Genomic DNA, 23,927 nt, shown 5'->3' on the forward strand with positions numbered 1-23,927 from the left:
TATCTTGAGTTCATGCTTGCTCTCACAATTCACTATTTAATAAACATAGGTCTCCATTATGCTATGCACAATTTATAAAAGCCCTAAAAAGCAATATACCTACCTGTTCATCAATAAACGGGATGATTTTTCTGATGTCCCTGAAGGATTAATGCAAACCTTTGGGACACCTCAGCTTGTCACAGTGGTTAACTTAGCCACCAAAGACAAGCTCGCGATGGCCGATATAAATAAAGTTAAAACGGCTTTAAAAGATACGGGTTTCTATCTGCAATTACCGCCACCACAAGAAAATTTGTTGGATGAACATAAAGCACAAATGAAAAAAAATCAGGAGCAGTAACCAATGAATATTTTTTCTCAGGTGATGAAAAAGATAGCGATTTCATCAAGTATCAGCTGTTTATTGTTTGTTGGTATTGCTAATGCAGAAGAAGCTGAGCAGGTATCTGCGCCGGCAAAACCTAGCTACGAAGAGTATGTTGCAGACATTAAACAAGAAGCAGTTGCTAAGGGGTATCCGACAGCACTAGTTGACCAGGTTTTTGCAGATATTACTTTTTATAAACGTGCGATTAAAGCAGATAACAACCAACCTGAAAAAGTTGAAACGCTAGACACCTATTTACCTAAACGTGTACCTGAGTGGAAAGTCAAAAAAGCACGTACGATGTACAAAACACACCATGAATTATTGAGTAAGATTGGTAAAGAATATGGCGTACAACCACGATTTATTGTTTCGCTGTGGGGGCTTGAAACTAATTTCGGTAAAATCATGGGTAACTATAATGTCATTTCGGCATTAACAACACTCGCTTATGAAGGACGCCGAGAAGTATTTTTCAAAAAACAATTATGGGCGGCGTTAACTATTCTAAATGAAGGTCATATTGCAGTAGAAAACATGAAGGGATCTTGGGCTGGTGCGATGGGACAAAACCAATTTATGCCAACGTCTTTCGTGAGTTATGCGGTTGATGGCGACGGCGATGGTAAAAAAGATATTTGGGGTAATCACGCCGATGTTTTTGCATCAATGGCCAATTACTTGAAAAAAGAAGGTTGGAATGATGATTTAACTTGGGGTCGTCAGGTTAAGCTACCTGAAGATTTCGATCTATCTAACGCCATTCCGAAGAATACTGGCAGTCGTAAAAACTGGTTAAAAGCTTGGTCAAATACTGAAAAAACGCTAGCACAATGGCAAGCATTAGGCGTAAGAAGAATGGATGGCACAAATTTACCTAAGGCTGATATCAAGGCGGCTATGGTATTTCCTGACGATCCTAAAGGCCGTGTATATTTAGCCTACAATAATTATAAAAGCTTGATGCACTGGAATTTGTCCTATTACTTTGTCAGCTCAGTCGGACATTTGTCTGATCGCATTAAATACCCAGCGGTACAATAAGCATGTATCAACATCAGACGGTTTCATTAAATAATATTGATTTACCGGTAGGCAAAGTGGTGTGCGTCGGGCAAAACTACCATGATCATATTCAAGAAATGGGCAGTATTGTTAATGATGAGCCTGTGCTGTTTATGAAGCCTAGTACGGCGTTGCATGATTTGTTGAAGCCATTCTCTGTACCTGAAAATCAGGGAGATTGTCATAATGAGGCAGAAATTGCCGTATTAATTCACAAGCCTTTGAAAAACGCCGCTGCCAACGATGTGATGGACGCGGTATGGGGCTACGGCATCGGTTTAGATTTAACCTTACGCGAAGTGCAGCAGTCATTAAAAAAGTTAGGCCGACCTTGGGAAATTGCCAAAGCCTTCGATGGCTCAGCGCCCGTTTCGCCTTTTATTGAAAAATCACAATTTAGTGACCCACAAAACATTAGCTTTTCACTGTTAGTCAATGACGATACTAGACAACAAGGGAATAGCAAATTAATGGTTCATAGCATCACCAAGTTATTGAGCACCATCAGCCAGCATTTTACCTTGCTACCTGGAGATATTGTGCTGACCGGTACACCAGCAGGCGTTGGCCCTTTGATTGTTGGTGATGAACTAGAGCTTTCAATTACAAACCATAAGTTTAACACTAAAGTAATTAAGGCAGCTGACTAATGACAACGTCAAATCCATTACCGTTTTGGGAAGCAAAATCGTTAGAGGAAATGACGAGAGCTGAGTGGGAATCGTTATGTGATGGTTGTGCTAAGTGTTGTTTGCATAAATTTATTGATGATGATAATACTGATGAGTCCACAGAGCTTAAGCCAACTGATTACATCAAAGAAGACGAGCACATGCTGTATTCAAGCATTGCTTGTTTTTTATTGAACGACAAAACCTGTCAATGCAGCAAATACGAGCAACGTACTAAGCTTGTCCCTGATTGTGTAAGGTTGACGCAAGAAAACCTTGATGACGTGTTTTTTATGCCGCCAAGTTGTACTTATCGGCGCATTCGAGAAGGACGTGGAGTGCCTAGTTGGCATCCTTTGCTGCACAAAGGAAAAAAATCAGCAATGCATAAGGCTGGTATGTCGATTCGCGGCAAAATTGTTAAAGATGACCAAGTGTCGCTGGATGATTTTGAAGATTATATTGTCGTGTGGCCTCTGGATGATATTGACTAGGCTTGATAAAAATTTACGTTAGCTTCACCACTATAAAAAATCGATGAAGCTAATGTTATTCTCATTTCTTATTGAATTTCTAATAATTCAACATCAAAAATAAGCACTGAACCTGGTGGTATTTTACCAGTTGAACTGTTCCCGTAAGCTAAGTGTGATGGGATAAAAAAGCGTGTTTTATCGCCTACTACCATCAGCTGAACTCCTTCAGTCCATCCTGAGATTACTTGGTTTAAACCAAAGCTGATTGGCGAGTCACGATCTACGGAGCTGTCAAAAACAGTACCATCGGTTAATGTGCCATGATAATGCACTTTCACTTTAGACGATGCACTAGGGTGCTCACTGCCGTTTCCTGTCTTTAATACTTGGTATTGCAACCCGCTTGTTGTTTCAACTACCCCTTCAATTTTTTTGTTTTCAGCAAGAAATGCCTGTCCTAACTCAATATTCTTAGCGGCTGAGGCCTTATTTGTGTTAGTTCTTAATAATACCATAATGATTAAAAAGGCGATGATGCCGACAATGATTATTTTTCCCATTATTTACTGCTCCAAAGTGATAGGTTTTAGGTGTTTAGTGTAGCGCTGACCATTTTCTACATAATGTTGTGCGCCATATTCGATCTGTTTTATTGTTTTTTTATCAATTGGTTTGATGACTTTGGCCGGTGAACCCAACACCAAGTGGCCATCAGGAACTTTCATGTTTTCGGTGACTAAAGCGTTTGCGCCAATAACACAGTTTTTACCGATTTTCGCGCCGTTGAGTACCACGGCATTCATGCCAATAAGAGTGTTATCACCAATGCTACAGCCATGAAGCATAACCTTGTGACCAACCGTTACATTCTCGCCAACGGTCAGTGGAAAACCGCTATCAAGATGCAAAATACTGCCGTCTTGAATGTTAGAATTCTTACCTATAGTAACTTTGTCAGTGTCAGCACGGATAACCACGTTAAACCAGATGCTAACATGCGCTGATATAGTCACATCGCCTATAAGCGTCGCGTTGGGCGCGATAAAACAATTATCTGCGATATTGGGGCTGAGGTCTTCTAGTTGATAAATCAAATTATTCCCTAAATAGGATCGTTATTTTTATATATGAATTGTAACTTGCGCTTTAGATCAAATAAAACAAATTTCTTTAATGATAAAGTGTATGAAAATTAAACGTAAAATGGTAAAACATTGAACACACTTAATAACAAAAATTTTCACAAAGGTGGTTGATTTTGATAATAGGTATTCCTAAAGAGTCCCTTAAAGGGGAAAATCGTGTTGCTGCATCTCCGTCTTCGGTAAAGGCATTAATAAAAATAGGCTTTGACGTTGCAGTAGAAAAAGGTGCTGGCAAAAAATCTAGCTTTAACGATCAAGACTATGTTGATAACGGTGCAACACTGGTTTCAAGTGAGCAAGTGTGGTCTTCAGGGTTGCTATATAAAGTCAACTCGCCGACAGAAGAAGAAATAGCACTGATAAAAGAGCAAAGCACGTTAGTGAGCCTAATTTCGCCAGCTCAAAATCCAGAACTTCTCGACTCATTGAAAGCTAAGTCTATTACCACGTTAGCAATGGACATGGTGCCTAGGATCTCTAGAGCACAGTCTATGGATGCGCTAAGTTCAATGGCTAACATTGCCGGTTATCGAGCCGTAGTAGAAGCGTCGCACAATTTTGGCCGCTTTCTTAACGGTCAAATTACTGCAGCAGGTAACCTACCACCAGCAAAGGTGATGATTATTGGTGCAGGTGTGGCAGGATTAGCGGCAATAGGTACGGCATCAAGTCTAGGCGCTGTTGTGCGTGCATTCGATACTCGTCCAGAGGTAAAAGAGCAAATTGAAAGCATGGGCGCTGAATTTCTCGAAATGGACTTTGAAGAAGAAGACTCAGGTTCGGGTGATGGTTATGCCAAAGAGATGAGCCAAGCGTTTATTGATGCAGAAATGGCATTGTTTGCAGAGCAAGCCAAGGAAGTGGACATTATTATTACCACGGCGATGATCCCCGGAAAGCCAGCACCAAAATTAATCACATCAGAAATGGTTGCTTCAATGAAGCCAGGCAGTGTAATTGTTGATTTAGCAGCAGCAGGCGGAGGTAATTGCGAACTAACAAAGCCGGGTAAGCTAACGACAGTTAAAGGCGTGAAAGTGATCGGATATACCGATTTAGTGTCTCGTTTACCCAACCAATCGTCTCAGCTTTATGCCAACAATTTAGTGAATTTGAGCAAATTGTTAGCGCCTAAAAAAGACGGGGAAGTGGTTTTAGATTTTGACGATCAAATTATTCGAAACATGACCGTGGTAAAAGATGGTGAAATTACCTTTCCACCGCCACCAATTCAAGTCAGTGCCGCGCCTGCGCAAGCTGCGCCTAAGCTGACAAGCAAACTTGAAACAAAAGTGGATGAAGAGGAATCACCGAAATCTAGTACCAATAAATACCTCGCGATGGCTGCTGGTGCGCTGGCGTTTGCTTGGGTCGCTAGTGTTGCTCCAGCTGATTTCCTTTCCCATTTCACTGTCTTTGTACTTTCTTGTGTGATTGGTTACCACGTTGTTTGGAACGTTACCCACTCGCTGCATACACCTTTAATGAGTGTTACTAATGCTATTTCCGGCATTATCATTGTAGGGGCCTTACTGCAAGTTGGCAGTGGCAATACCCTCATTCAAGTGTTGGCAGGGTTTGCGATATTGATCGCGACCATCAATATTGTTGGTGGCTTTGTCGTCACTAAACGCATGCTAAAAATGTTTCGTAAGTAGGGGCCGAGCAAATGGATGTATCTACAGGTGTTATTAGCGCGGCTTATATTATCGCAGCGTTATTATTTATATTTAGTTTAGCGGGCTTAAGTAAACAAGAAACCGCTGAAACTGGCAATATGTACGGTATTGTCGGTATGGCAATTGCACTTGTTGCAACAATTGCAGATCCAAGGGTAGACAATGTACTTATAATCATCGTTGCGATGATTATAGGTAGCGCGATCGGACTTCGTTTGGCACAAAAAGTTGAAATGACCGAAATGCCAGAGCTGGTTGCAATATTGCACAGTTTTGTTGGCTTAGCCGCGGTGTTAGTCGGTTATAACAGCTTTTACGAAAGTCACAGTACTATGCCTGTCCTATCTGACGCAGCACAAGTGGCAATGAATATTCATCTGACCGAAATATTCTTAGGTGTCTTTATCGGTGCGGTTACTTTTACCGGATCTATTGTCGCATTCGGTAAACTGCGCGGTATTATCAACTCGTCTGCGTTAATGCTACCTCATCGTCATAAAATGAATTTGGTTGCCGGTATTGTTAGTTTTGCCTTGATGATTTATTTCGTTCAGCAAGGTGGCAGTGACTCTGCTTTGGCGATCATGACGCTGATTGCCCTTATTTTTGGTTGGCATTTGGTCGCCTCAATAGGTGGCGCAGATATGCCAGTGGTTGTCTCTATGCTTAACTCTTATTCTGGTTGGGCAGCTGCGGCGGCAGGCTTTATGTTAAGCAATGACTTGTTGATTGTCACTGGTGCGCTTGTTGGCTCTTCTGGTGCTATTTTATCCTACATTATGTGTAAGGCGATGAACCGTTCGTTTATCAGTGTTATCGCGGGTGGTTTTGGTACTAATGTTCAAATAGACACGGACAAAGACTACGGGGAGCATGTTGAGGCGAGTGCGGAACAGGTTGCAGAGCAACTTTCAGGTGCAAAATCGGTTATCATCACACCGGGTTATGGTATGGCGGTAGCGCAAGCACAGTATCCCGTTTATGACTTGACTCAAAAATTAAAAGCAAAAGGTATCGAAGTACGTTTTGCTATTCATCCTGTAGCAGGGCGCTTACCAGGGCACATGAATGTTCTCTTGGCTGAAGCGAAAGTACCTTATGACATAGTGTTAGGTATGGATGAAATTAATGACGATTTTCCAGAAACCGATGTCGTATTGGTCATCGGCGCAAACGATACGGTAAATCCGGCTGCGACTGAGGATCCTAACAGTCCTATTGCTGGTATGCCCGTACTGGAAGTGTGGAATGCCAAAAGTGTGATTGTGTTTAAGCGGTCAATGAATACCGGTTATGCCGGAGTGCAAAATCCATTGTTCTTCAAAGACAACACCAAAATGTTGTTCGGTGATGCTAAAAAATCCGTCGATAATATTCTTCACGCGTTATAGCCGATATTAAAACTGAGCCTTAGATTAAACTAAGGCTCAGTTTCTTACTCCCTCTTCTGATTACTCTTTAATATCATTATCTCCCCTGTATTTATTACTTTGACAGGCTATACTGGCCGCTGCTTTTTTCTTTTTATTCAATAGGGTGTATTTGTGATTTCAGAATACGTTGGCATCATCAACGGTTATTTGTGGGGCAGTATCTTAATTTACATGCTCACGGCTTGTGGTATCTGGTTTACTTGGCGGCTCAAACTGATTCAAATACGACATTTCACTCATATGTTTACGTTATTGAAGAACAGCCGTAAATCGTCTTCTCAGGGGATTTCCTCTTTTCAAGCGTTATGTACCACCCTTGCGGCTCGTGTTGGTACAGGAAATTTAATGGGGGTTGCTGTTGCCATAACGCTAGGAGGTGCAGGCGCTATTTTCTGGATGTGGCTTATCGCCTTTGTTGGCATGGCAACCGCGTACGCTGAAAGTGCATTAGGTCAGCTTTATAAAGAAAAAGATAGTAACAATAACTACCGCGGAGGACCCGCGTATTACATGCGCAAGGGATTAAATAGTCCAGCACTCGCCGTCACCTTTTCACTCTGTTTGTTTTTTGGTTACGGTTTTGTTTTTAGCGCGGTACAAGCAAACTCTATTACTGATGCTTTTCAGGGTTCATATGGTGTAGACCCTCTTGTGTCTGGCATTGTCATCACCGTGTTTGCTGGTTTAATTATTCTAGGCGGCCTGAAGAATATAGCTCGTTTTGCCGAGCTTGCGGTGCCATTTATGGGCGTAGCTTATTTGCTGGTTGCGCTATGTGTCATTGGCCTAAACATTGATAAAATACCGGGGATCATTGTTAATATTTTCCAATCGGCTTTTGGGCTAGCTGAGGCCGGTGGCGGAGTAGTTGGCGCAGCGATAGTACAAGGCGTTAAACGTGGTTTGTATTCCAATGAGGCTGGTATGGGTAGTTCACCTAATGCCGCCGCAGCAGCCGATCCTCATCCTCCACATCCTGCTTCACAAGGTTATATTCAAATGTTAGCGGTATTTTTTGATACAGTGATCATTTGCTCATGTACTGCATTTTTGATTTTATTAATGGATGGCACACAAGGCAGCTTTGAAGGCATTCAACTGACCCAGCAAGCGTTAGTGCAGCAAGTTGGCAGTTGGGGGAGTGACTTTATAACCTTGGCTATCATGTTGTTTGGTTTTACCTCTATTGTGGCAAACTTTGCTTATGCCGATAATAACTTGAAGTACCTCAATATGGATAATTTACTTGGACGTTGGTTTCTAAGAATTGGCTTTTTGAGCATGCTGGTTTACGGTTCAGTAGCAACGTTGGGCGAAATGATTAATTTAGCCGATTTGGCGACCGGACTCATGACCGTTGTGAACGTGACGGCATTGTTCTTATTGTCAAAGGCTGTGATTACTATAACCAAAGACTATCAACAGCAACTCAAGGCAAAACAATTACCAACCTACCTTGTTGACGAACAAGAAGTAACGGCGCTAAAACTGACGCCGGGAATATGGAATAAGTAATAGTAATCATAACAATGCGAGTAGATGGAATTTATGATAATTTAGCTGATGGTGTTTAAATCGTAAATTCCTGTCAAAAGCTGGTATAATCCGCGCCAATTTTATTTTAAACGCATGAGAGTCGTATGAGTGTTAATGCAATTGGCTTGTCTGAAGAATTACTAAAGGCTGTTAAAGAAATAGGTTATAAACAACTTACGCCTATCCAGCAAAAAGCCATTCCATTGATTAGAACTGGTGTTGATGTATTGGCATCTGCGCAAACAGGTACAGGTAAAACTGCGGCTTTTAGTTTGCCTATTCTTGATTCTTTAGCAAAAGATACAACTAACGCTGGTGCGTTGAAGGCCTTAATTTTAACACCTACACGTGAACTTGCGATGCAGGTGGCACAGAATATTGAAGCATACTGCCAATACCTACCGATAAAGTCAGGTGTTGTTTATGGCGGCGGTGCAATGCCATCTCAAACCAAGATGTTAAAAGCGGGTGTTGATGTTTTAGTCGCAACACCAGGACGTTTACTGGAACATGTTGCGTTAAGAAACGTCTCTCTTGCTCAAGTTAAGTTTTTTGTCCTTGATGAAGCGGATCGTATGCTGGACATGGGCTTTTTATCAGACATTGAAAAAATTGTCCCTACCATAAAGAGTAAGCATCAAACCTTAATGTTCAGTGCGACTTTTTCTAACAAGGTCAAAACTCTCGCGAATCAAATACTCACCACGCCAAAGTCCATTGAAGTAGCAAAACAAAACTCTACCTCAGGAAAAATTAGGCAAGCTGTTTATTGGGTGTCAGAAGAACGAAAGCGAGAACTACTCTCTGAGCTGATTGGTGTAAATAACTGGCAGCAGGTATTAGTATTTGCTGGTACAAAAGAAAGTGCCAATATTCTAGCGAAAGAATTGAAGCTTGACGGCATTAAAGCGGCGCTATGTCATGGTGATAAATCGCAAGGTGCAAGAAATAAAGCGCTTGAAAAGTTCGCTTCAGGAGAGGTTCGTGTACTTGTTGCAACTGATGTCGCAGCTCGTGGTTTAGATATTCCTGATTTACCATATGTGGTTAATTTCCACTTGCCTTTTTTGGCGGAAGATTACGTTCACCGCGTAGGAAGAACAGGACGAGCTGGCAAAACAGGCACAGCGATTTCCTTGGTGAGCCCTAAGGATGAGCGATTCTTAGAGAATATTGAATCTGTTGTTGGCCGTAAATTTGAGCGAATTGTACTACCTGGATATGAAGCCGAACGCCCCGTTCCTACTCACATAAGAGAACAACAAAGCAGCCCAGAGAAAAAGAACCGATATCAAGCCACGCAGGATAAAAATCGAACCGTAGCAGATAAAAAGTCATCGGGTAGACACTCTGATCGAAATAAACCAGCCAGTGCTGGAAAATTTGCTAAGAAAGCGGTCGGTAAAGTTAAAAAAGTAAAAGTGAAAAATAAACGACGCTAAATGATTTTTGGACAACAACCCGAGCATGAAATTGAAGTTCCCTATGAACATCGACACTGTTGTTGGTTTTGTGGTGAGCTAAGTCATCTCAGTGTTACAATCCCTCATCGCGGACATCTTGTCATGGATTGTCCGCACCCTCGACTTATTGTACCTAGCTGCAAAGAGTGCCAATTATTGGCCTATAAGGCGAAAGTCGACTGTATTTGGCAAGTGCTGAACTTTGTTAAGGAACAATTGATCCATCGTTACCGTAAAGATTTGGCTATCGGCTTGAACTGGACGCCACAGGAATTGGCTGAAAGTGAGTTTGAAGGCGGTAATTTTTCTGGTTTTCAGCAAAGTGCTTGGTTCATGTTTGAAGTTGCTAAGGAGCGGGTCAACTATATGTCGTGGCAATTAGTGTTGCACGGCACTGAAATAGAGCGAATTGAACACAAAGAACCGTTCCTTTTTGATGGCATGCAGTTCCCTTCAATCGATGAAGCCGTTAAGCACTATTGTTTAACGTTTGATATTAAGCCTGAATATTTACGGCAAGCATTGTCTCAGGTAGGTAAAGAGCGTTTTGCCTATGCGGTCAGGTATTGCCGCGTACTAGCGGGAGCAACACCACAAGAAGTTAAAGCGGCATTGGCAATAATTGACTAGTCTAAATCTCGCTACTGATGTAGCTACGCCTCACTCTATATTACACTCAACTTGTGGGTCATGTTCATTTTACGGCGATACAAGGCTTGATCTGCTCGTTCAAAAAATGAAATGGCGGTATCTGCTCGGTTTAGAAAAGTGGCGCCTAGGCTACAAGTAACTTGATATTTCATTAATAAAGGGTCATTGGTGATCGCCTGATGAATACGCTGGTTGATTATGTCTAGTGATTCGCGGCTAGCATCTTCAACGAGTAAGACGAATTCATCGCCACCAAAACGAAATATACTGTCTGATTCTCGTACGCTAGATTTCAATGCGTTTGCAAAGTGAATTAGTACGTTGTCACCTATATGGTGACCAAAACTGTCGTTGATGGCTTTAAATTTATTAAGATCACAGACAACTAATCCCACGTCAGTTTTTTGTCGATTTGAATGTGTAATTGCTCGGTGTAATTGTTTGTCAAAATATCGACGATTTCCTAAACCAGTCAATCCATCTTGCATCGCAAGCATAAGTGCGTTGTTATACGCTATTGCATTTTTTATTGGGTATAATAAATACTGATGCAGCTCTTTAAGGATTTTATAATTCGTTGAGCTCATCGATGAATTGATTGCGTAAGTTAATGTACCTAGATAATTGTTCTCGATAACTAATTCAAATTGACGTTCATACTTTCCTTTTCTGCTACCGCGTACGGTAACGTCTGGGCAGTCACTAGAAAAGGTCAGTCCTGAAAAGTCGATATATTTCGCAGCTTCCATGGCAAATTTATTTAACAGTTGTTTAAGATCCAACGTAGTTTGTAGTTGCTCCAACAATTGCAAACCGCGCTTATTCTTGTCGAAACTTACTGTTTCAAACGTGCTAAATGCATTAAATTCCGAAAAACGACCCTCTAATATATTCAAGCTTTGCATCGTCTTTTATTGCTCCGATTTTTGTCACTGCTCTGATACAAGCAATATACATACCAGTCAATGCGTTGGAGCCTATTATAATTACATATGAGTTAAGTCATTTTAATGTGTTGATTGTTAAGCGTTAACTTCTGTATTCTGTAGGTTCAGAATGTTTCTTTGTGTAAATTTTATTCGTACGTTGAGGTGAAGGTGACAGGACATTTCGAAATTTTAGCCATATTGACCTGTGCGGTGTTAATCGTATGGTTATTTAGGAAACTCAACCTTCCTGCAATTTTAGCTTACCTGATAGCAGGTATGTTAGTTGGGGAGCATGGACTTGCTTGGGCGCAAGATCAGGTCGATTATGATCATTTTGCAGAGCTAGGCATTGTGTTCTTACTGTTTACGCTTGGACTCGAATTTTCACTACCTAAATTAATGGCGATGCGTCACCTAGTGCTAACCGTTGGCGCTTTGCAAGTAGGCCTGTCTACTGCACTCTTTACCCTAGTAGCACTAGTATTTGGTCAAAGCTTTGGTGCAGCTTTCGCCATAGGTGGTATTTTGGCGTTATCTTCAACCGCTATCGTTATTCGACAACTGAGTGAATCAGGGGCGATGAAACGAAAATCTGGTCAAATTTCTGTCGCCGTATTACTTTTCCAAGATGTCGCTGTCGTGCCATTGCTAATTATTATCCCTATTTTGGCACCTGGCAGCGAAGGCTCATTTATTGTTTCGTTGCTATGGGCGTTAGTTAAAGGCGTATTCGTTGTCGGTATATTGCTTATGGCTGGGAAATGGGTTCTTCCAAGACTCTTTAATATGGTTGCCCAAGTTCGCACCGATGAGCTTTTTGTCTTAACGACTCTTTTGGTGACATTGGTTGCATCAGCGTTGACACAATGGTTTGGCTTATCTATGGCTCTAGGGGCATTTCTTGCCGGCATGATGCTTGGAGAAAGCGAATACAAGCATCAACTTGAAGCTGATATCCGGCCTTATCGTGATATATTGTTAGGTCTATTCTTTATTACCGTAGGTATGAAGCTAAATTTAGCCTTGTTGATGTCATCACCATTTTTGATCGTAGGCATGGTGGTGAGCTTTATGGTGGCGAAAGTGCTTATCGTTAAATTATTAGCAGTAAAAGCAGGGGAGTCCGCTAAAGATGGTTGGGCAAGCGGTATTATGCTATCGCAAATGGGCGAGTTTGGTTTTGTGCTAATTGCACTCGCAGTGCAAGTTAAAGTAATCGACTTTAATGTCGCTTCAACCATACTTGGGGCAGGTATTATCAGTATGGCGATCACCCCTTATTTGATAAACAACGCAAGAAAGTGGTCAAAGTTCTTGAGTCACGAACAACAACAAGATCATAGTGAGCTTGAAACATTGCCGGAATCAAAGACTTTGTCTGATCACGTCATTATTTGTGGATTTGGTCGCATCGGTCAGACAGTTAGCCGCTTCTTAAAGCAAGAGTCAATCGAGTTCGTTGCGATAGATATTGATCCTCTTAGAACCCAGAAAGCGAGAGAGGCTGGTGAAAATGTGCTCTTCGGTTCATCTCGTCAAGCAGAATTATTGCATGCAGCAAATCTGAGTAAAGCGAAATTGGTGGTTATCGCGTTTGGTGAGGACAAACAATCAGCTGAGGTTATTCAAAAAGTCAGAACCTTATCACCAGAAGTTCCAATCTTGGTACGAACTCGCAATGATGATCAATTAGACATGCTACAAGATGCAGGCGCTAATCAGGTAGTACCCGAAAGTTTAGAAGGCGCCCTAATGTTGGTTTCTCAAGTGTTATCGTTAAGCGGGGTGCCGTTTTCTAGAATTGTTCGACGAGTGCAGACCGAGCGTAAAAATCACTACAATCATTTACATGGATTTTTCCAAGGTGAAGATACTGACATGGGACCCGATGCGATTGACCGCATCGAGTTTGCCCACGCGATATTATTAACGGATGAAGCATTTGCCATAGGACGCTCAATTCGTTCATTGGATTTGGCAAGTCGACGGGTTCATATTATTTCATTAAAGCGTAACGGTGATGAAATTGAAGAGCCAGATGAGAACACTATATTATGTGATCAGGATACCTTAGTTCTTCGCGGGAAGCCCAGAAGAGTTGAGCGAGCGGAGCGTTTTATACAGGAAGGGACATAGTTGCTGAATTGACGTCGTGCATAGCTTTTAACAGCTGCTCAGTTCTTTAGATTTGTACTTGCTATAGTGACTTTCTTAATGCAATCTAGCGTTCTTTAGGTATCACGGCAGTAATCAGAAATGAGTGGCAACTTACGAAAAAACATTCATGTTGGCTTAAAGGTCAATATAGTCTTAAAACAAGATCAGCGCAGTGGCAAGTTAACACAGGGTATTGTCGAGAAGCTATTAACCAATAGTCCTAATCATCCTCATGGTATCAAGGTAAGACTTGAAAGTGGTGATGTAGGGCGTGTTAAAGAAATTTTGTCGTAGCTGGTTATCGCACCTTATCTATGCGTTTATTAAAATCTACCGTTCATTCGGACATAAAAGACCTTGCTGCGCCTTGTTTTAACAGAAAAGCTACACGAGCGATCGTACTCAATGGCGATAACATTCTCTTGCTATATACCAAGCGCTATCACGATTATAGTTTGCCAGGTGGCGGTATTGACGATGGTGAGGATAATGTTTCAGCTCTGATCCGAGAGTTAAAAGAAGAAACTGGTGCTCAAAATGTGAGAAACATCAGAGAGTTTGGTTTATACGAGGAGTATCGACCATGGTACAAAAGTGATGCAGAGTTCGTTCATATGGAATCATTTTGTTATGTATGCGACATAGATGATGAGTTACTTGAGCCTGAACTTGAAGCCCATGAACTACAAAACGGCATGGCACCTCATTGGATTAATATACACCAAGCTATTAAGCACAATGAACATACGATTGAAAACAGTGACAAGAAAGGAATGTCTATTGAGCGAGAGACCTACTTGTTAAAGCTCATTGCAGAAGAGTTTAAACTGTATTAAAGCGAAGCAATATATCTCAACTACATTAAACAGGCGTGTACTCTCATGAAATACTGAAATAGGTGCGTGGTCTATGTTAGTTTGAATCACTGAATATACCTTCGAAATAGTAATAATCGGTCTGTCAATCTTATCAAATGAGCTTTACCAAATACTGCCTTTACTTTTATCAAGAATTCAACTGCCGATTGACCATGTAATGATAGGGAAAGACTCAAGAGAATTATTCATTAATTTTTAGCCTAGCGATTAGTACATTATTGGTGTGAGACATATCTCACAAAGTTGTGAGATATTTATTAACTTGCATCAGTTATAGAGAAATTGCATACTCATAAGTTGTTGAATTTAAAGGTTAATGGTTGAATTTATTTTTTATTGTATCAGTGCTGCAACAGTTTTTTTTGGTTTGAGTACGTTTTGTTAACGAAAATTAACGTAATATTACAACTGTCAGGACGACACAGGAAATGGATTCCTGTTCAAGGACACTTCAGGATGAAGTTAGCGACATGATGTTGCATAGGAATAGCTTAACATGGATGTGGATTAACTAAGGATAGTTAATTTCAGGAAGAAAAAAAGGATAGCTTACACATTGACGTGTGATGTACTCAGGAAGCAGTGCATGCCTAGGAAAGGTGAAGGACAGTGAAAGGATTCATTAGGATATACTAGGGAACAGTTTTTCAGGATGAAGCGGGAACACTATATGTGTGCAGGAAGCGCATAAGCTAGTTACGAAAATGCGGCTCATTGGGCCGCATTTTTTTGTCTGAAATTAATCTAAGATACATCTACCTTCCATGTATAGCTTAATATTCGACTAACCCATTGTACGGTGGGTTCTTGCCTAGAATTGCCTGACTACCTTTTAATGAAAATTTATAACCACATAAACTAAAACTCCCTCTAAAAGCCAAGTGATTCAATAGTTCTTTGGTGTCTAGAGGTGAGAATTGAGCAAAATAATCTTCATGGTTTTCGACTTTGACAGACAATGTTCGCACAGATTTCTTGTTGTTAAACACTATTTCCGCACATGTATCATCGCCTTGTGCCACTGCTTGGGACCATAAACTGTCTTGGTCAGTTTCATCCGCTTGCCAGTGAATAAATAAACCGGAGTACTCATTTATCATTAAAGAGAAATTGTCAGGAAACTCTACAGCGTGTAATCGAACTTTAGAAACTGTTTCTACTGCAGCAGGTGGTAATTCTTCACTTGTAATATCCTCACTGTCAATTGGACTACTTAGCAGACTAGAAATTAGCATGCCCACTAAGGCTACTGATAACACGCTTGCAATAGTAATTACAGCATTCTTATTATTGAACAACAACTCTCTTATTTGCTCTCCTATGTCAGACTGAGTTTCACTAGTTGAGGCTGATTGTTTACTCGTGCTACTTTGGTGTATATCGCTTTGATGAGAGTAGTGGATATTGACCTCTTGAGGTTCACCTACCAAGGAAGGTTCTATTCGTCTGCTGTGGTCATTGATGGCGGTTTGATATTGACTTAAATCTACAGGTCCCAAATAGCCTAGGATGTAGTTTTTTCTTTGGGCGCTTGGGTATGTTAACAATAGTGCCAAAACCCCAAGTGGTAGCATCAGCAACCAATAGCTTGCGACATGCCCAACAAATATTATGATCATGCCGCAAAGCACAAACAAGCCAGTGGCAATATACATCCAGTTCTTATTTAGTTGCGCATCATTTAAACGACGAATAATGCTAAGTGCTGAAAACGCCGCTGTGGTAATGAGTACCATTAAGCTAAATACGATATTGTCACTACTCAGGGCGCTAAGCATGATAAACGATAGATAAAGCGCTATATTTATGGCTAAAAAACGGTAGCGGTTATCGCTACCTTTTACACACAACATGGATTGAAAAAACTGCACATGGCCTCCAATTAGGAAAAATTACTCAGAACTATTTATCTAAATTCGGTAAGGGGGAAGAAAAACGGAGTCAAGTTTGACCCCTTTGAGATAGATTATGCCTTGGTAACTACTTTCACCGTCACCACTAAATTCGAAGTCGAATGCGCTTTGCATGAACAAGCCATTCTTTTTTGAAAATGAGGGGCGTGAATATTTTCGGGCTACAGCAATAAATTGTAACTTTTCTTTTTTACAATATTGTTGGGCATGAACCCTGCCAACTTCTGATATTTTTCTTAAATAAATAAAATACCAACATATCAAAAAGGCAATGAGCAAATAGTATATGTTTTCCATAATGTTCCGTTCAATTACTGCTGATTAAAGAGTGATCCTATTGCTTTAGCTAAGGCATCGCTGCGTGTTTCTGAACGCATACAAACAAATATATTGGGCTTAATTGTAGGAATAGCAACTAAATCTTTAAAAATGGCAGGGAATAACGCTTTGTCATCCTCTTTAGCAAGTAGCTCTAAGAAAAGTGATACCAGTTCTTTGTCCTCAAATATCTCCCAACAACGCGTAGCCATTGTGATCAGCCAGTCTGGAGATAGGTTTCCTCTCTCTAGTATTGTCCGGAATAAGTTTTTAACTTGGTTCAAGTGAATTGAAGACGATAGTGCACGTACTAGGTGAAGTGTCTTATCTTGGTCAGTGCAGGAGTTGATTTCTGCAATGAAGGCGTTAATTAGTTCATGCCCTAAAATCTGATTTTCAAGGGCAATGCAAAGAGGGAAAAGTACTTGACTGGGCAGATTCGGTAATGCTTTTATCAAATGATTTGTATTATCGTTATGGCTGACTCTTGCCGCGTAATCTTGCAAGCCTTGTAATCCTAAATGCTGCCATTCTTGCCAGTGCTTATGACCACTCATGTATTGTTGAACTGACTCAAAATGTATTGACGCAGCCTGTTTTAGTTCGGCTTTTAAAATACTATTCAGCGCGGATAACTTATAGCCAGCAGGTGTGAAATGGTACGGGTTGCTTTTTAATAATTCTTCTTGTTTTTCCGTGGGATCAACCGACAAGTCTGAGCCTAATGCTTCGACAATAATCGCGATAAAGTGATTTCTGGCTCCTTGGTTCATCAGGCCTCGCTCATCAAGAGGCAGTTTTACAAACCACAAATAAGGCTCGGTATTTTGTTTTTGCCAAAACGCCAATGCGACCCAAGCATTTCCCTGAGCAGGGAAAGGATAAGGTATTTGATTGAGTTCAATCTTGTTAAATTGATCTTTCGAGATCTTAGTGATTTTTCGGCCGATATCAAAGACGCGATACTGAGCATTAGAAAGTGTTAGTAGCTCGGAAATTGTGGCAATCGTAGTCATGTCAAAAAAAATTATTAAATTATGGCGGCATTATAGGATAATGACGACTTAACACCAATGCTAAACACGTATGTTATGAGTGAAATTGAACAACAATCTTTGTTCACAGAAAAGCCAACCCTAAAAATCTTATTTCAAGATGAACATTTTGTTGCGGTAGACAAGCCATCTGGGCTGTTTGTCCATCGCAGTTTTATGGACAAAAACGAAATTTATTTTGCGCTGCAGTTGGTCAGGGATCAAATTGGTCAATATGTTTATCCACTGCATCGATTAGATAGGCCAACATCAGGCGTATTGTTATTTGCCTTATCAGAAAACGCTGCACGCTTAATGGGACAGCAGTTTAGTGGGCGAAAAATTAAGAAAACATACTACGCTGTCGTCAGAGGGCATCTATCAGGCGCTGGGCAAGTGGATTACGCCTTAAAAGAAAAGCTAGATAAGCTTGGCGATAAGTATGTCAATGAAGATAAAGAGCCGCAACCTGCAGTAACTGACTATCAATGTATTGCACAGGCAAGCCTGCCCATTCCTCTTGGTAAATACAATTCGGTTCGGTACTCACTCGTTAAGCTTAACCCGCATACAGGAAGACGGCATCAGATCAGGCGTCACCTTGCACATTTGCGCTATCCCATTATTGGTGACATCAATTACGGCGATAACAAACAAAACCCATTTTTCAATCAACATTTTGGTTTTAAGCGATTAATGCTGCATGCCCAGTCGTTATCCTTTGTGCACCCGGTTACGAAATGTCCGTTGACGATAACAGCTGCTGTTGATGAGTATTGGCAGGCATTATTTTCAAAGCTCGACTGGCATATTGACTTGAATTAATAATGTTTTGACAGAATATGGGGAAAAGAGAGCGATCGCTCTCTTTTTTACTTAAATGGAAAACCGAAGAATACTATTCTTCAGTGACAGAACGTAATAAAGCGTTAATGCCCACTTTGGCGCGAGTTTTCGCATCGACTTTCTTAACAATAATTGCGGCGTATAAACTGTAAGTACCACATTTAGATGGCAAGTTACCAGGGACAACAACAGAGCCAGCAGGCACTCTACCATAGTGAACTTCACCTGATTCACGGTCAAAAATACGAGTGCTTTGGCCGATGTAAACTCCCATTGAAATTACTGCACCTTCTTCAACCACTACGCCTTCTACAATTTCAGAGCGTGCGCCAATGAAACAATTGTCCTCAATGATGGTTGGGCCTGCTTGAAGCGGCTCCAAAACCCCCCCGATACCAACGCCGCCAGATAAGTGTACGTTCTTGCCAATTTGAGCACACGAGCCTACCGTTGCCCACGTATCTACCATACAGCCTTCATCGACATATGCGCCGATGTTGACGTAGCTTGGCATAACAACCACATCCTTGCCAACGAAGCTACCCGTTCTTACTGTTGCTGGCGGTACAATGCGTACGCCATCAGCTTCAAACATGGTTTGTGTATAGTCTTGATATTTTAATGGTACTTTGTCGAAATACTGACTTTTACCACCGTCTATTACTTGGTTGTCCCAAATTCTAAAACTAAGCAAAACCGCTTTTTTAAGCCATTGATGAACTACCCATTCACCGGCAATTTTTTCGGCTACACGTGCTGAGCCATCATTTAGTGCAGCCAATGCTTCTAATACCGCACTTTTAACTTCATCGGTCACCGTTGTAGGTGTAATATTCATGCGGTTTTCAAATGCTTCTTCGATTATTGATGTCAAAGCCATTGTGGAAATTCCTTCAAATTAATTATTCAATATTGTCACACAGTTGATCAGTCAATTGTGTTTGCTCTTGTTCGGTTAATGCCAAATTTTCGGCGTTTGATACGATGAATACATCCTCTGCTCGTTCACCAAAGGTGGTGATTTTGGCCGAGTGGATGTTTATTTTTAAATTATGAAAAACCTGTGCAAAGCTTGCGAGTAGGCAAGGGCGATCAGTTGCTACAATCTCTAACAATGTTGAGCGCTTAGTGTCTGTGTCAACAAAGCTCACCTTTGTTGGAATATTAAACTGCTCAAAGCGTTTTGATATCGGCAATATATTGACGCCATCTAAATCCGTTTTGTTTAATTCGTTGGTTAGCGTATGCACAATTTCTTTCGCCCTGTATTGATCATCTATAGGCTTACTGCGTTGATCAAGTACAACAAACGTATTTAACGTGTAACCTGTTTTGCTGGTGATAATTTTTGCATCATGAATAGAGAGTTTTTTGTGTGCTAAAACAGAAACAGTATTGGCGAAAATATTTGCTATTTCTTTTGTAAACACGAACACTTCCGTTCCCCCCCTATAGGGAACCGGGCTGATTAATACTAAGGGCTTACTGCGATCATGTGCAATGATATGTTTGGTATGCCAATCAATCTGAGTAGGGGAGTAACGTAAAAAATAATCCGCTTTAAATTCATGCCAAAGTGTTTCTATCTCACTTTCATTGAGCGTCGTATTTGTTAGAAGCAAACTCATAGCTTCTTGTTGGTTTTCACGAATTTTAGCACGCATATCAACTGGTTTTTCCAAACCTCGTCTGAAGGCGCGTTTGGTGGCAAAGTATAAATCTTCTAACAGGTTGGCTTTCCAACTGTTCCATAAATTTTCATTTGTTGCTCGCATATCGGCAACGGTTAGACAATATAAATAGTCTAAGTGTGCTTCGTCACGAACAATGTCACCAAATTGGCTGATCACTTCAGGATCTGAAATATCTCTTCGCTGGGCCGTAACTGACATGGTTAAATGTTGCTCAACTAACCAAGAGACCATACGACCATCGTGATCGTTTATGTTGTGCACTTTGCAAAAATCTAACGCATCAACGGCGCCAAGTTTTGCGTGATCGCCGCCACGACCTTTGGCTATATCATGAAAAATGCCGGCTAGGTATAGCACTTCTGGCTTTCTGATCCGCTGCATAATTTTGCTGCATAACGGAAATTCATGATTATGCTCTGCTTGACTAAATCGATATAAGTTTTTGATTAATCGGTAACTGTGCTCATCGACAGAATATGCGTGAAATAAATCAAATTGCATTTGACCAACAATTGCGCGCCATTGTGGTAAATAAACCGCTAATATACTGTGACGATGCATTAGGGTAAAAGGTAACCCAAGCCCTCTGGGATGCTTAATGATTTCAATAAAGATGCGGCGATTTTCAGCATAATCAATAAGGCCAGAAATTAAGCGCCTACGTGCATTTCTAAGTAGCCTTAATGTGTCAGGGTGGAGGCCCTTGATTTGATTATTTTGCGCAATGGCTAGGAATAATTCCATGATTTTCACGGCGCTCATGAAAATACGCTGGCTTTTAACTCTTACAAGCCCGTCAGCGACGTAAAAATTTTTATCGATATCGATGATTTTACATGATTTTTTATGGTCTAAAATCTCAGATTCAAAATGCTGGAGTAGCATTTTGTTCAACTCTGCAACCCGACCAATGATGCGGAAAAAGCGTTTCATCATGCGCTCAACCGTTACTTTGCCTTCACCACCAAAGCCCATCATTTCAGCAACGTCGGCTTGATAATCAAACAATAACCGGTTTTCACTACGCCCTGCTACATAGTGTAGCGCAAACCGCATACGCCATAAGTAATCCTGGCACTCCAGCAATTCGTTTAACTCATTACGAGTTAAGTAATTGTGCTCAACTAATTCTTCTAATGAGCCTGCATCAAAGTGTCTTTTGGCGACCCATGCGATAGTTTGTATGTCACGCAGACCTCCGGGGTTAGCTTTAAGATTTGGCTCCAACGTATATGCGGCACCGTGATATTGTTGATGACGCTTTTTTTGTTCATCTCGTTTGGCGACAAAGAATTTTTTGGATGTCCAAAAAACATCTTCTTTGAGTAAAGGGTATAATTGCTCAGGTAATGCTTCATTGCCGGAAATTAACCGCATTTCCATCAAGTTAGTTGCTACTGTGACGTCTTTTACTGCTTGTTTTAAGCATTCTTTAACGTCACGTACACTGTGGCCAATGTCGAGCTTTACGTCCCATAACTGTGTGATGAATGCACCAATTTTATCTTCAAGAACTTGTTCAATTTTAGTCTGTGTTAATAAAAGAATATCGACATCTGAATGGGGGTGCAGCTCACCGCGTCCATAACCTCCAACAGCAACTAAACTTATTTGGTATTCGTCTAGCTGATGCTGTACCCATAGCTTAGTTAAGATCAAGTCGACAAAACAGGCTTTGGCTTTAACCAAGTACTCCATGTCTTCTTCAACAAAAATGGATTGATGCCACTGATTAAACTCAGTGCTGAGGGCGCATATGGCTAGGCTATCAAGGTGAGGCGCTGTAAGACAAAGCGCCTCATGATACTGAGGTGGTATTGTTGTTATATTTTCCACGGTACCTACATAAGGTTAATTGTTTAAAATTCTAGGGATGGTGTCATCACTTCTTAACGTCAATATTTCACAACCGGTTTTAGTTACCACAATGGTGTGTTCCCATTGTGCTGATTTTTTGCCATCTGCGGTATAAACAGTCCAGTTGTCTTCTTGGTCTAAAATCGTATTAGCTTTTCCCATATTGATCATTGGTTCAACCGTAAAACACATGCCTTCTTTCATCTTGATACGTTCGTTATTTTTATAATGAACAATTTGTGGCTCTTCATGGAACTCTTTACCGATACCATGACCGCAATATTCTTTAACAATACCAAAACGACCTGATTTTTTTACAAATTTTTGAATGGCTGTACCAATTTCGCCAAAAGCTACGCCAGGTTTCACTTTTTTCAAGCCCGTATAAAGTGCTTCTTGGGTAATACGACATAATCGCTGTTCATCAAGCGCTACATCGCCGATTAAAAACATCTTGCTGGTATCGCCATGGTACCCATCTTTAATGACGGTGATATCAATATTAATGATATCACCGTCTTTTAGTGGTGTATCATCGGGAATTCCATGACAAATTACGTTGTTTACAGACGTACAAATGGATTTTGGAAAACCGTGATAATCTAAAGGGGCAGATATAGCCTCTTGTACTTTTTCGGTGTAGTCAGCACATAGCGTATTCAACTCATTGGTGGTAACGCCAGCCTTTACATAAGGCTCAATCATCTCTAGTACGTCAGCAGCTAATTTTCCCGCCACTCGCATTTTTGCAATTTCTTCTTCGTTTTTAATCGTGATAGACATTCATTTTCTCTGTATTGGCTATTTATAATGTAGCCATTAACTTTATACCTGTTTTGATGGCTTAGATTTTACATGGTTTTCAAGTTATTCCCAATGGGCATTACTTTTTTATAGGTATCCATTCTCGTTGGACAGAGCTAAAAAGCAAAAATATAAAGTAAGGCCTTAAATTGACCATAACCGTTTATGTCCATGTATTCTTTTACAACATCAACGTGGTGTAATTAAGACGTACTCGCTAATTCGTTATTAATGGCCTCGACAAACATCGCGGGATTCTCTAAATAAACACTGTGGTTAAGCAAAATTAGATCATCATTATTTATTAATAGGAAAGCTGGAATGGCGCTAGTTCCAATGATGTCTTGGAGCTCATAAACATCATGAATTGAGTGCTCTGCATCTTTTGAAAAGTTTTCAGACTTTAAGCATTTTGCTGGCGGAGACAATTTAAGTTTGGCAATGATAGGCTCAAGATCTTGCGCAGACTCTAACGGATTACCGTCAATAAAATGCGCTTGTTGTAATGCTTTTAATAATTTGAATGCACTGTCAGATGATTTATTTTGTGCCCATGCCATGATGTTAGCGGCAATAGTCGAGTCTTTCGTATCAGCTAACAGTGATAAATAATTATCACTAAATGTAACATTGCTCAACTCTTTAACTGCATCGATTGATTTCTTATCAACTTTGTTATCACCGTCAAAGTAGCCACAGTGCATTAATTGTATGGTGATGTTAGGTAGCTCTTTTTCTACTGCACTAACGAGTTCTGTTGAGGCATAGCTCCAAGGGCAATGGCTATCGTAAATAAAGATTAATTCAGCTGACATAAAGGGATTTAAATATGAAAAATAATGATAATTCTAGCTGTTTTAATATTAATTTGAAATGCTAACTTTGTGAAAATGTGAAGCAATAAATACCTTTCAAATGAGATGAAAAAAATAAATTGCACGCTGATTGTCTTTATTGAGTTGAATTACCCATTCAGATGAAATGTTTTACTGGTGTTCGTTGGTGTAA

Annotated in this window: 23 protein-coding genes; 13 read left to right on the forward strand and 10 right to left on the reverse strand. The window is 40.6% G+C overall.

Features of this window, described 5'->3' with window-relative positions; genetic code table 11:
* Positions 1-58 precede the first annotated feature (58 nt).
* Genes QUE03_RS06680 through QUE03_RS06695 form a run of 4 tightly spaced genes read left to right on the forward strand, consistent with a single transcriptional unit; the run spans position 59 to position 2,600 of the window.
* Positions 59-343: a YcgL domain-containing protein gene (locus QUE03_RS06680; protein WP_286266401.1), complete on the forward strand. Its 285-nt coding sequence runs from the start codon at positions 59-61 to the stop codon at positions 341-343.
* Positions 344-364: 21 nt separating this feature from the next.
* Complete coding sequence (locus tag QUE03_RS06685; RefSeq protein WP_434020158.1) at positions 365-1,414, forward strand: lytic murein transglycosylase; 1,050 nt, start codon at positions 365-367, stop codon at positions 1,412-1,414.
* 2 nt (positions 1,415-1,416) lie between these two features.
* Complete coding sequence (locus tag QUE03_RS06690) at positions 1,417-2,085, forward strand: fumarylacetoacetate hydrolase family protein (RefSeq protein ID WP_286266405.1); 669 nt, start codon at positions 1,417-1,419, stop codon at positions 2,083-2,085.
* On the forward strand, positions 2,085-2,600 hold the full coding sequence (locus QUE03_RS06695; protein ID WP_286266407.1) for a YcgN family cysteine cluster protein: 516 nt from the start codon (positions 2,085-2,087) through the stop codon (positions 2,598-2,600). Before QUE03_RS06690 ends, QUE03_RS06695 begins: the two co-directional genes overlap by 1 nt.
* Before the next feature lie 68 nt (positions 2,601-2,668).
* On the opposite strand, the gene bamJ is transcribed toward QUE03_RS06695, so the two are convergent.
* Both bamJ and QUE03_RS06705 read right to left on the reverse strand, forming a co-directional pair.
* A complete protein-coding gene (bamJ, locus tag QUE03_RS06700; protein ID WP_286266409.1) occupies positions 2,669-3,142 on the reverse strand; it encodes a BamJ family beta-barrel-assembly machinery protein in 474 nt (157 codons plus the stop codon).
* A 3-nt stretch (positions 3,143-3,145) separates the two neighbouring features.
* Positions 3,146-3,676 (reverse strand): gamma carbonic anhydrase family protein, encoded by a 531-nt coding sequence (locus QUE03_RS06705; RefSeq protein WP_286266411.1) that lies wholly within the window; start codon positions 3,674-3,676, stop codon positions 3,146-3,148.
* A gap of 164 nt (positions 3,677-3,840) precedes the next feature.
* Here QUE03_RS06705 and QUE03_RS06710 point away from each other — a divergent pair, with 164 nt between their 5' ends.
* From QUE03_RS06710 to QUE03_RS06730, 5 genes are all read left to right on the forward strand, one after another.
* The gene (locus QUE03_RS06710; RefSeq protein WP_286266414.1) at positions 3,841-5,385 is read left to right on the forward strand and encodes a Re/Si-specific NAD(P)(+) transhydrogenase subunit alpha; all 1,545 of its coding nucleotides are present in this window, start codon (positions 3,841-3,843) and stop codon (positions 5,383-5,385) included.
* An 11-nt stretch (positions 5,386-5,396) separates the two neighbouring features.
* Positions 5,397-6,797 (forward strand): Re/Si-specific NAD(P)(+) transhydrogenase subunit beta, encoded by a 1,401-nt coding sequence (pntB, locus tag QUE03_RS06715; RefSeq protein ID WP_286266417.1) that lies wholly within the window; start codon positions 5,397-5,399, stop codon positions 6,795-6,797.
* A 153-nt stretch (positions 6,798-6,950) separates the two neighbouring features.
* Positions 6,951-8,354: an alanine/glycine:cation symporter family protein gene (locus QUE03_RS06720; RefSeq protein WP_286266419.1), complete on the forward strand. Its 1,404-nt coding sequence runs from the start codon at positions 6,951-6,953 to the stop codon at positions 8,352-8,354.
* A gap of 125 nt (positions 8,355-8,479) precedes the next feature.
* Positions 8,480-9,817, forward strand: coding sequence for a DEAD/DEAH box helicase (locus tag QUE03_RS06725; RefSeq protein WP_286266421.1), 1,338 nt, complete (start codon positions 8,480-8,482; stop codon positions 9,815-9,817).
* Positions 9,818-10,468, forward strand: a complete 651-nt coding sequence (locus QUE03_RS06730) for a hypothetical protein (protein WP_286266423.1) — start codon at positions 9,818-9,820, stop codon at positions 10,466-10,468.
* A gap of 35 nt (positions 10,469-10,503) precedes the next feature.
* Here the strand turns inward: QUE03_RS06730 and QUE03_RS06735 are convergent, their stop codons facing one another.
* On the reverse strand, positions 10,504-11,394 hold the full coding sequence (locus tag QUE03_RS06735; protein WP_286266425.1) for a GGDEF domain-containing protein: 891 nt from the start codon (positions 11,392-11,394) through the stop codon (positions 10,504-10,506).
* Positions 11,395-11,586: 192 nt separating this feature from the next.
* Between QUE03_RS06735 and QUE03_RS06740 the strand changes: the two genes are divergently transcribed.
* The 3 genes from QUE03_RS06740 to QUE03_RS06750 all read left to right on the forward strand — a co-directional run bounded on the left by QUE03_RS06740 (position 11,587) and on the right by QUE03_RS06750 (position 14,411).
* Positions 11,587-13,554, forward strand: coding sequence for a monovalent cation:proton antiporter family protein (locus tag QUE03_RS06740; protein WP_286266427.1), 1,968 nt, complete (start codon positions 11,587-11,589; stop codon positions 13,552-13,554).
* 120 nt (positions 13,555-13,674) lie between these two features.
* A complete protein-coding gene (locus QUE03_RS06745) occupies positions 13,675-13,869 on the forward strand; it encodes a YwbE family protein (protein ID WP_286266428.1) in 195 nt (64 codons plus the stop codon).
* Positions 13,870-13,889: 20 nt separating this feature from the next.
* On the forward strand, positions 13,890-14,411 hold the full coding sequence (locus QUE03_RS06750; RefSeq protein WP_286266430.1) for an NUDIX hydrolase: 522 nt from the start codon (positions 13,890-13,892) through the stop codon (positions 14,409-14,411).
* 815 nt (positions 14,412-15,226) lie between these two features.
* Here QUE03_RS06750 and QUE03_RS06755 read toward each other — a convergent pair.
* Genes QUE03_RS06755 through QUE03_RS06765 form a run of 3 tightly spaced genes read right to left on the reverse strand, consistent with a single transcriptional unit; the run spans position 15,227 to position 17,700 of the window.
* Positions 15,227-16,324 carry a hypothetical protein gene (locus QUE03_RS06755; RefSeq protein ID WP_286266432.1) on the reverse strand — a complete coding sequence of 366 codons (1,098 nt, stop codon included), beginning with the start codon at positions 16,322-16,324 and terminating at the stop codon, positions 15,227-15,229.
* A gap of 39 nt (positions 16,325-16,363) precedes the next feature.
* Positions 16,364-16,663: a DUF3301 domain-containing protein gene (locus QUE03_RS06760; RefSeq protein ID WP_286266434.1), complete on the reverse strand. Its 300-nt coding sequence runs from the start codon at positions 16,661-16,663 to the stop codon at positions 16,364-16,366.
* Positions 16,664-16,677: 14 nt separating this feature from the next.
* Entirely contained in the window at positions 16,678-17,700 is a 1,023-nt protein-coding gene (locus tag QUE03_RS06765; RefSeq protein WP_286266436.1) for a DUF3549 family protein, read from the reverse strand.
* Positions 17,701-17,775: 75 nt separating this feature from the next.
* On the opposite strand from QUE03_RS06765, the gene truC reads away from it, so the two are divergent.
* Positions 17,776-18,543 carry a tRNA pseudouridine(65) synthase TruC gene (truC, locus tag QUE03_RS06770; RefSeq protein WP_286266439.1) on the forward strand — a complete coding sequence of 256 codons (768 nt, stop codon included), beginning with the start codon at positions 17,776-17,778 and terminating at the stop codon, positions 18,541-18,543.
* 73 nt (positions 18,544-18,616) lie between these two features.
* Here the strand turns inward: truC and dapD are convergent, their stop codons facing one another.
* From dapD to QUE03_RS06790, 4 genes are all read right to left on the reverse strand, one after another.
* A complete protein-coding gene (dapD, locus tag QUE03_RS06775) occupies positions 18,617-19,444 on the reverse strand; it encodes a 2,3,4,5-tetrahydropyridine-2,6-dicarboxylate N-succinyltransferase (protein ID WP_286266440.1) in 828 nt (275 codons plus the stop codon).
* Between the two features lie 22 nt (positions 19,445-19,466).
* Positions 19,467-22,094: a [protein-PII] uridylyltransferase gene (gene glnD, locus QUE03_RS06780; RefSeq protein WP_286266442.1), complete on the reverse strand. Its 2,628-nt coding sequence runs from the start codon at positions 22,092-22,094 to the stop codon at positions 19,467-19,469.
* A 15-nt stretch (positions 22,095-22,109) separates the two neighbouring features.
* Positions 22,110-22,898 carry a type I methionyl aminopeptidase gene (map, locus tag QUE03_RS06785; protein ID WP_286266444.1) on the reverse strand — a complete coding sequence of 263 codons (789 nt, stop codon included), beginning with the start codon at positions 22,896-22,898 and terminating at the stop codon, positions 22,110-22,112.
* A 224-nt stretch (positions 22,899-23,122) separates the two neighbouring features.
* A complete protein-coding gene (locus tag QUE03_RS06790) occupies positions 23,123-23,734 on the reverse strand; it encodes a hypothetical protein (RefSeq protein WP_286266446.1) in 612 nt (203 codons plus the stop codon).
* Positions 23,735-23,927: the final 193 nt, after the last annotated feature.

The organism is Thalassotalea atypica (genome assembly GCF_030295975.1).
GTDB classification, from domain to species: domain Bacteria; phylum Pseudomonadota; class Gammaproteobacteria; order Enterobacterales; family Alteromonadaceae; genus Thalassotalea_F; species Thalassotalea_F atypica.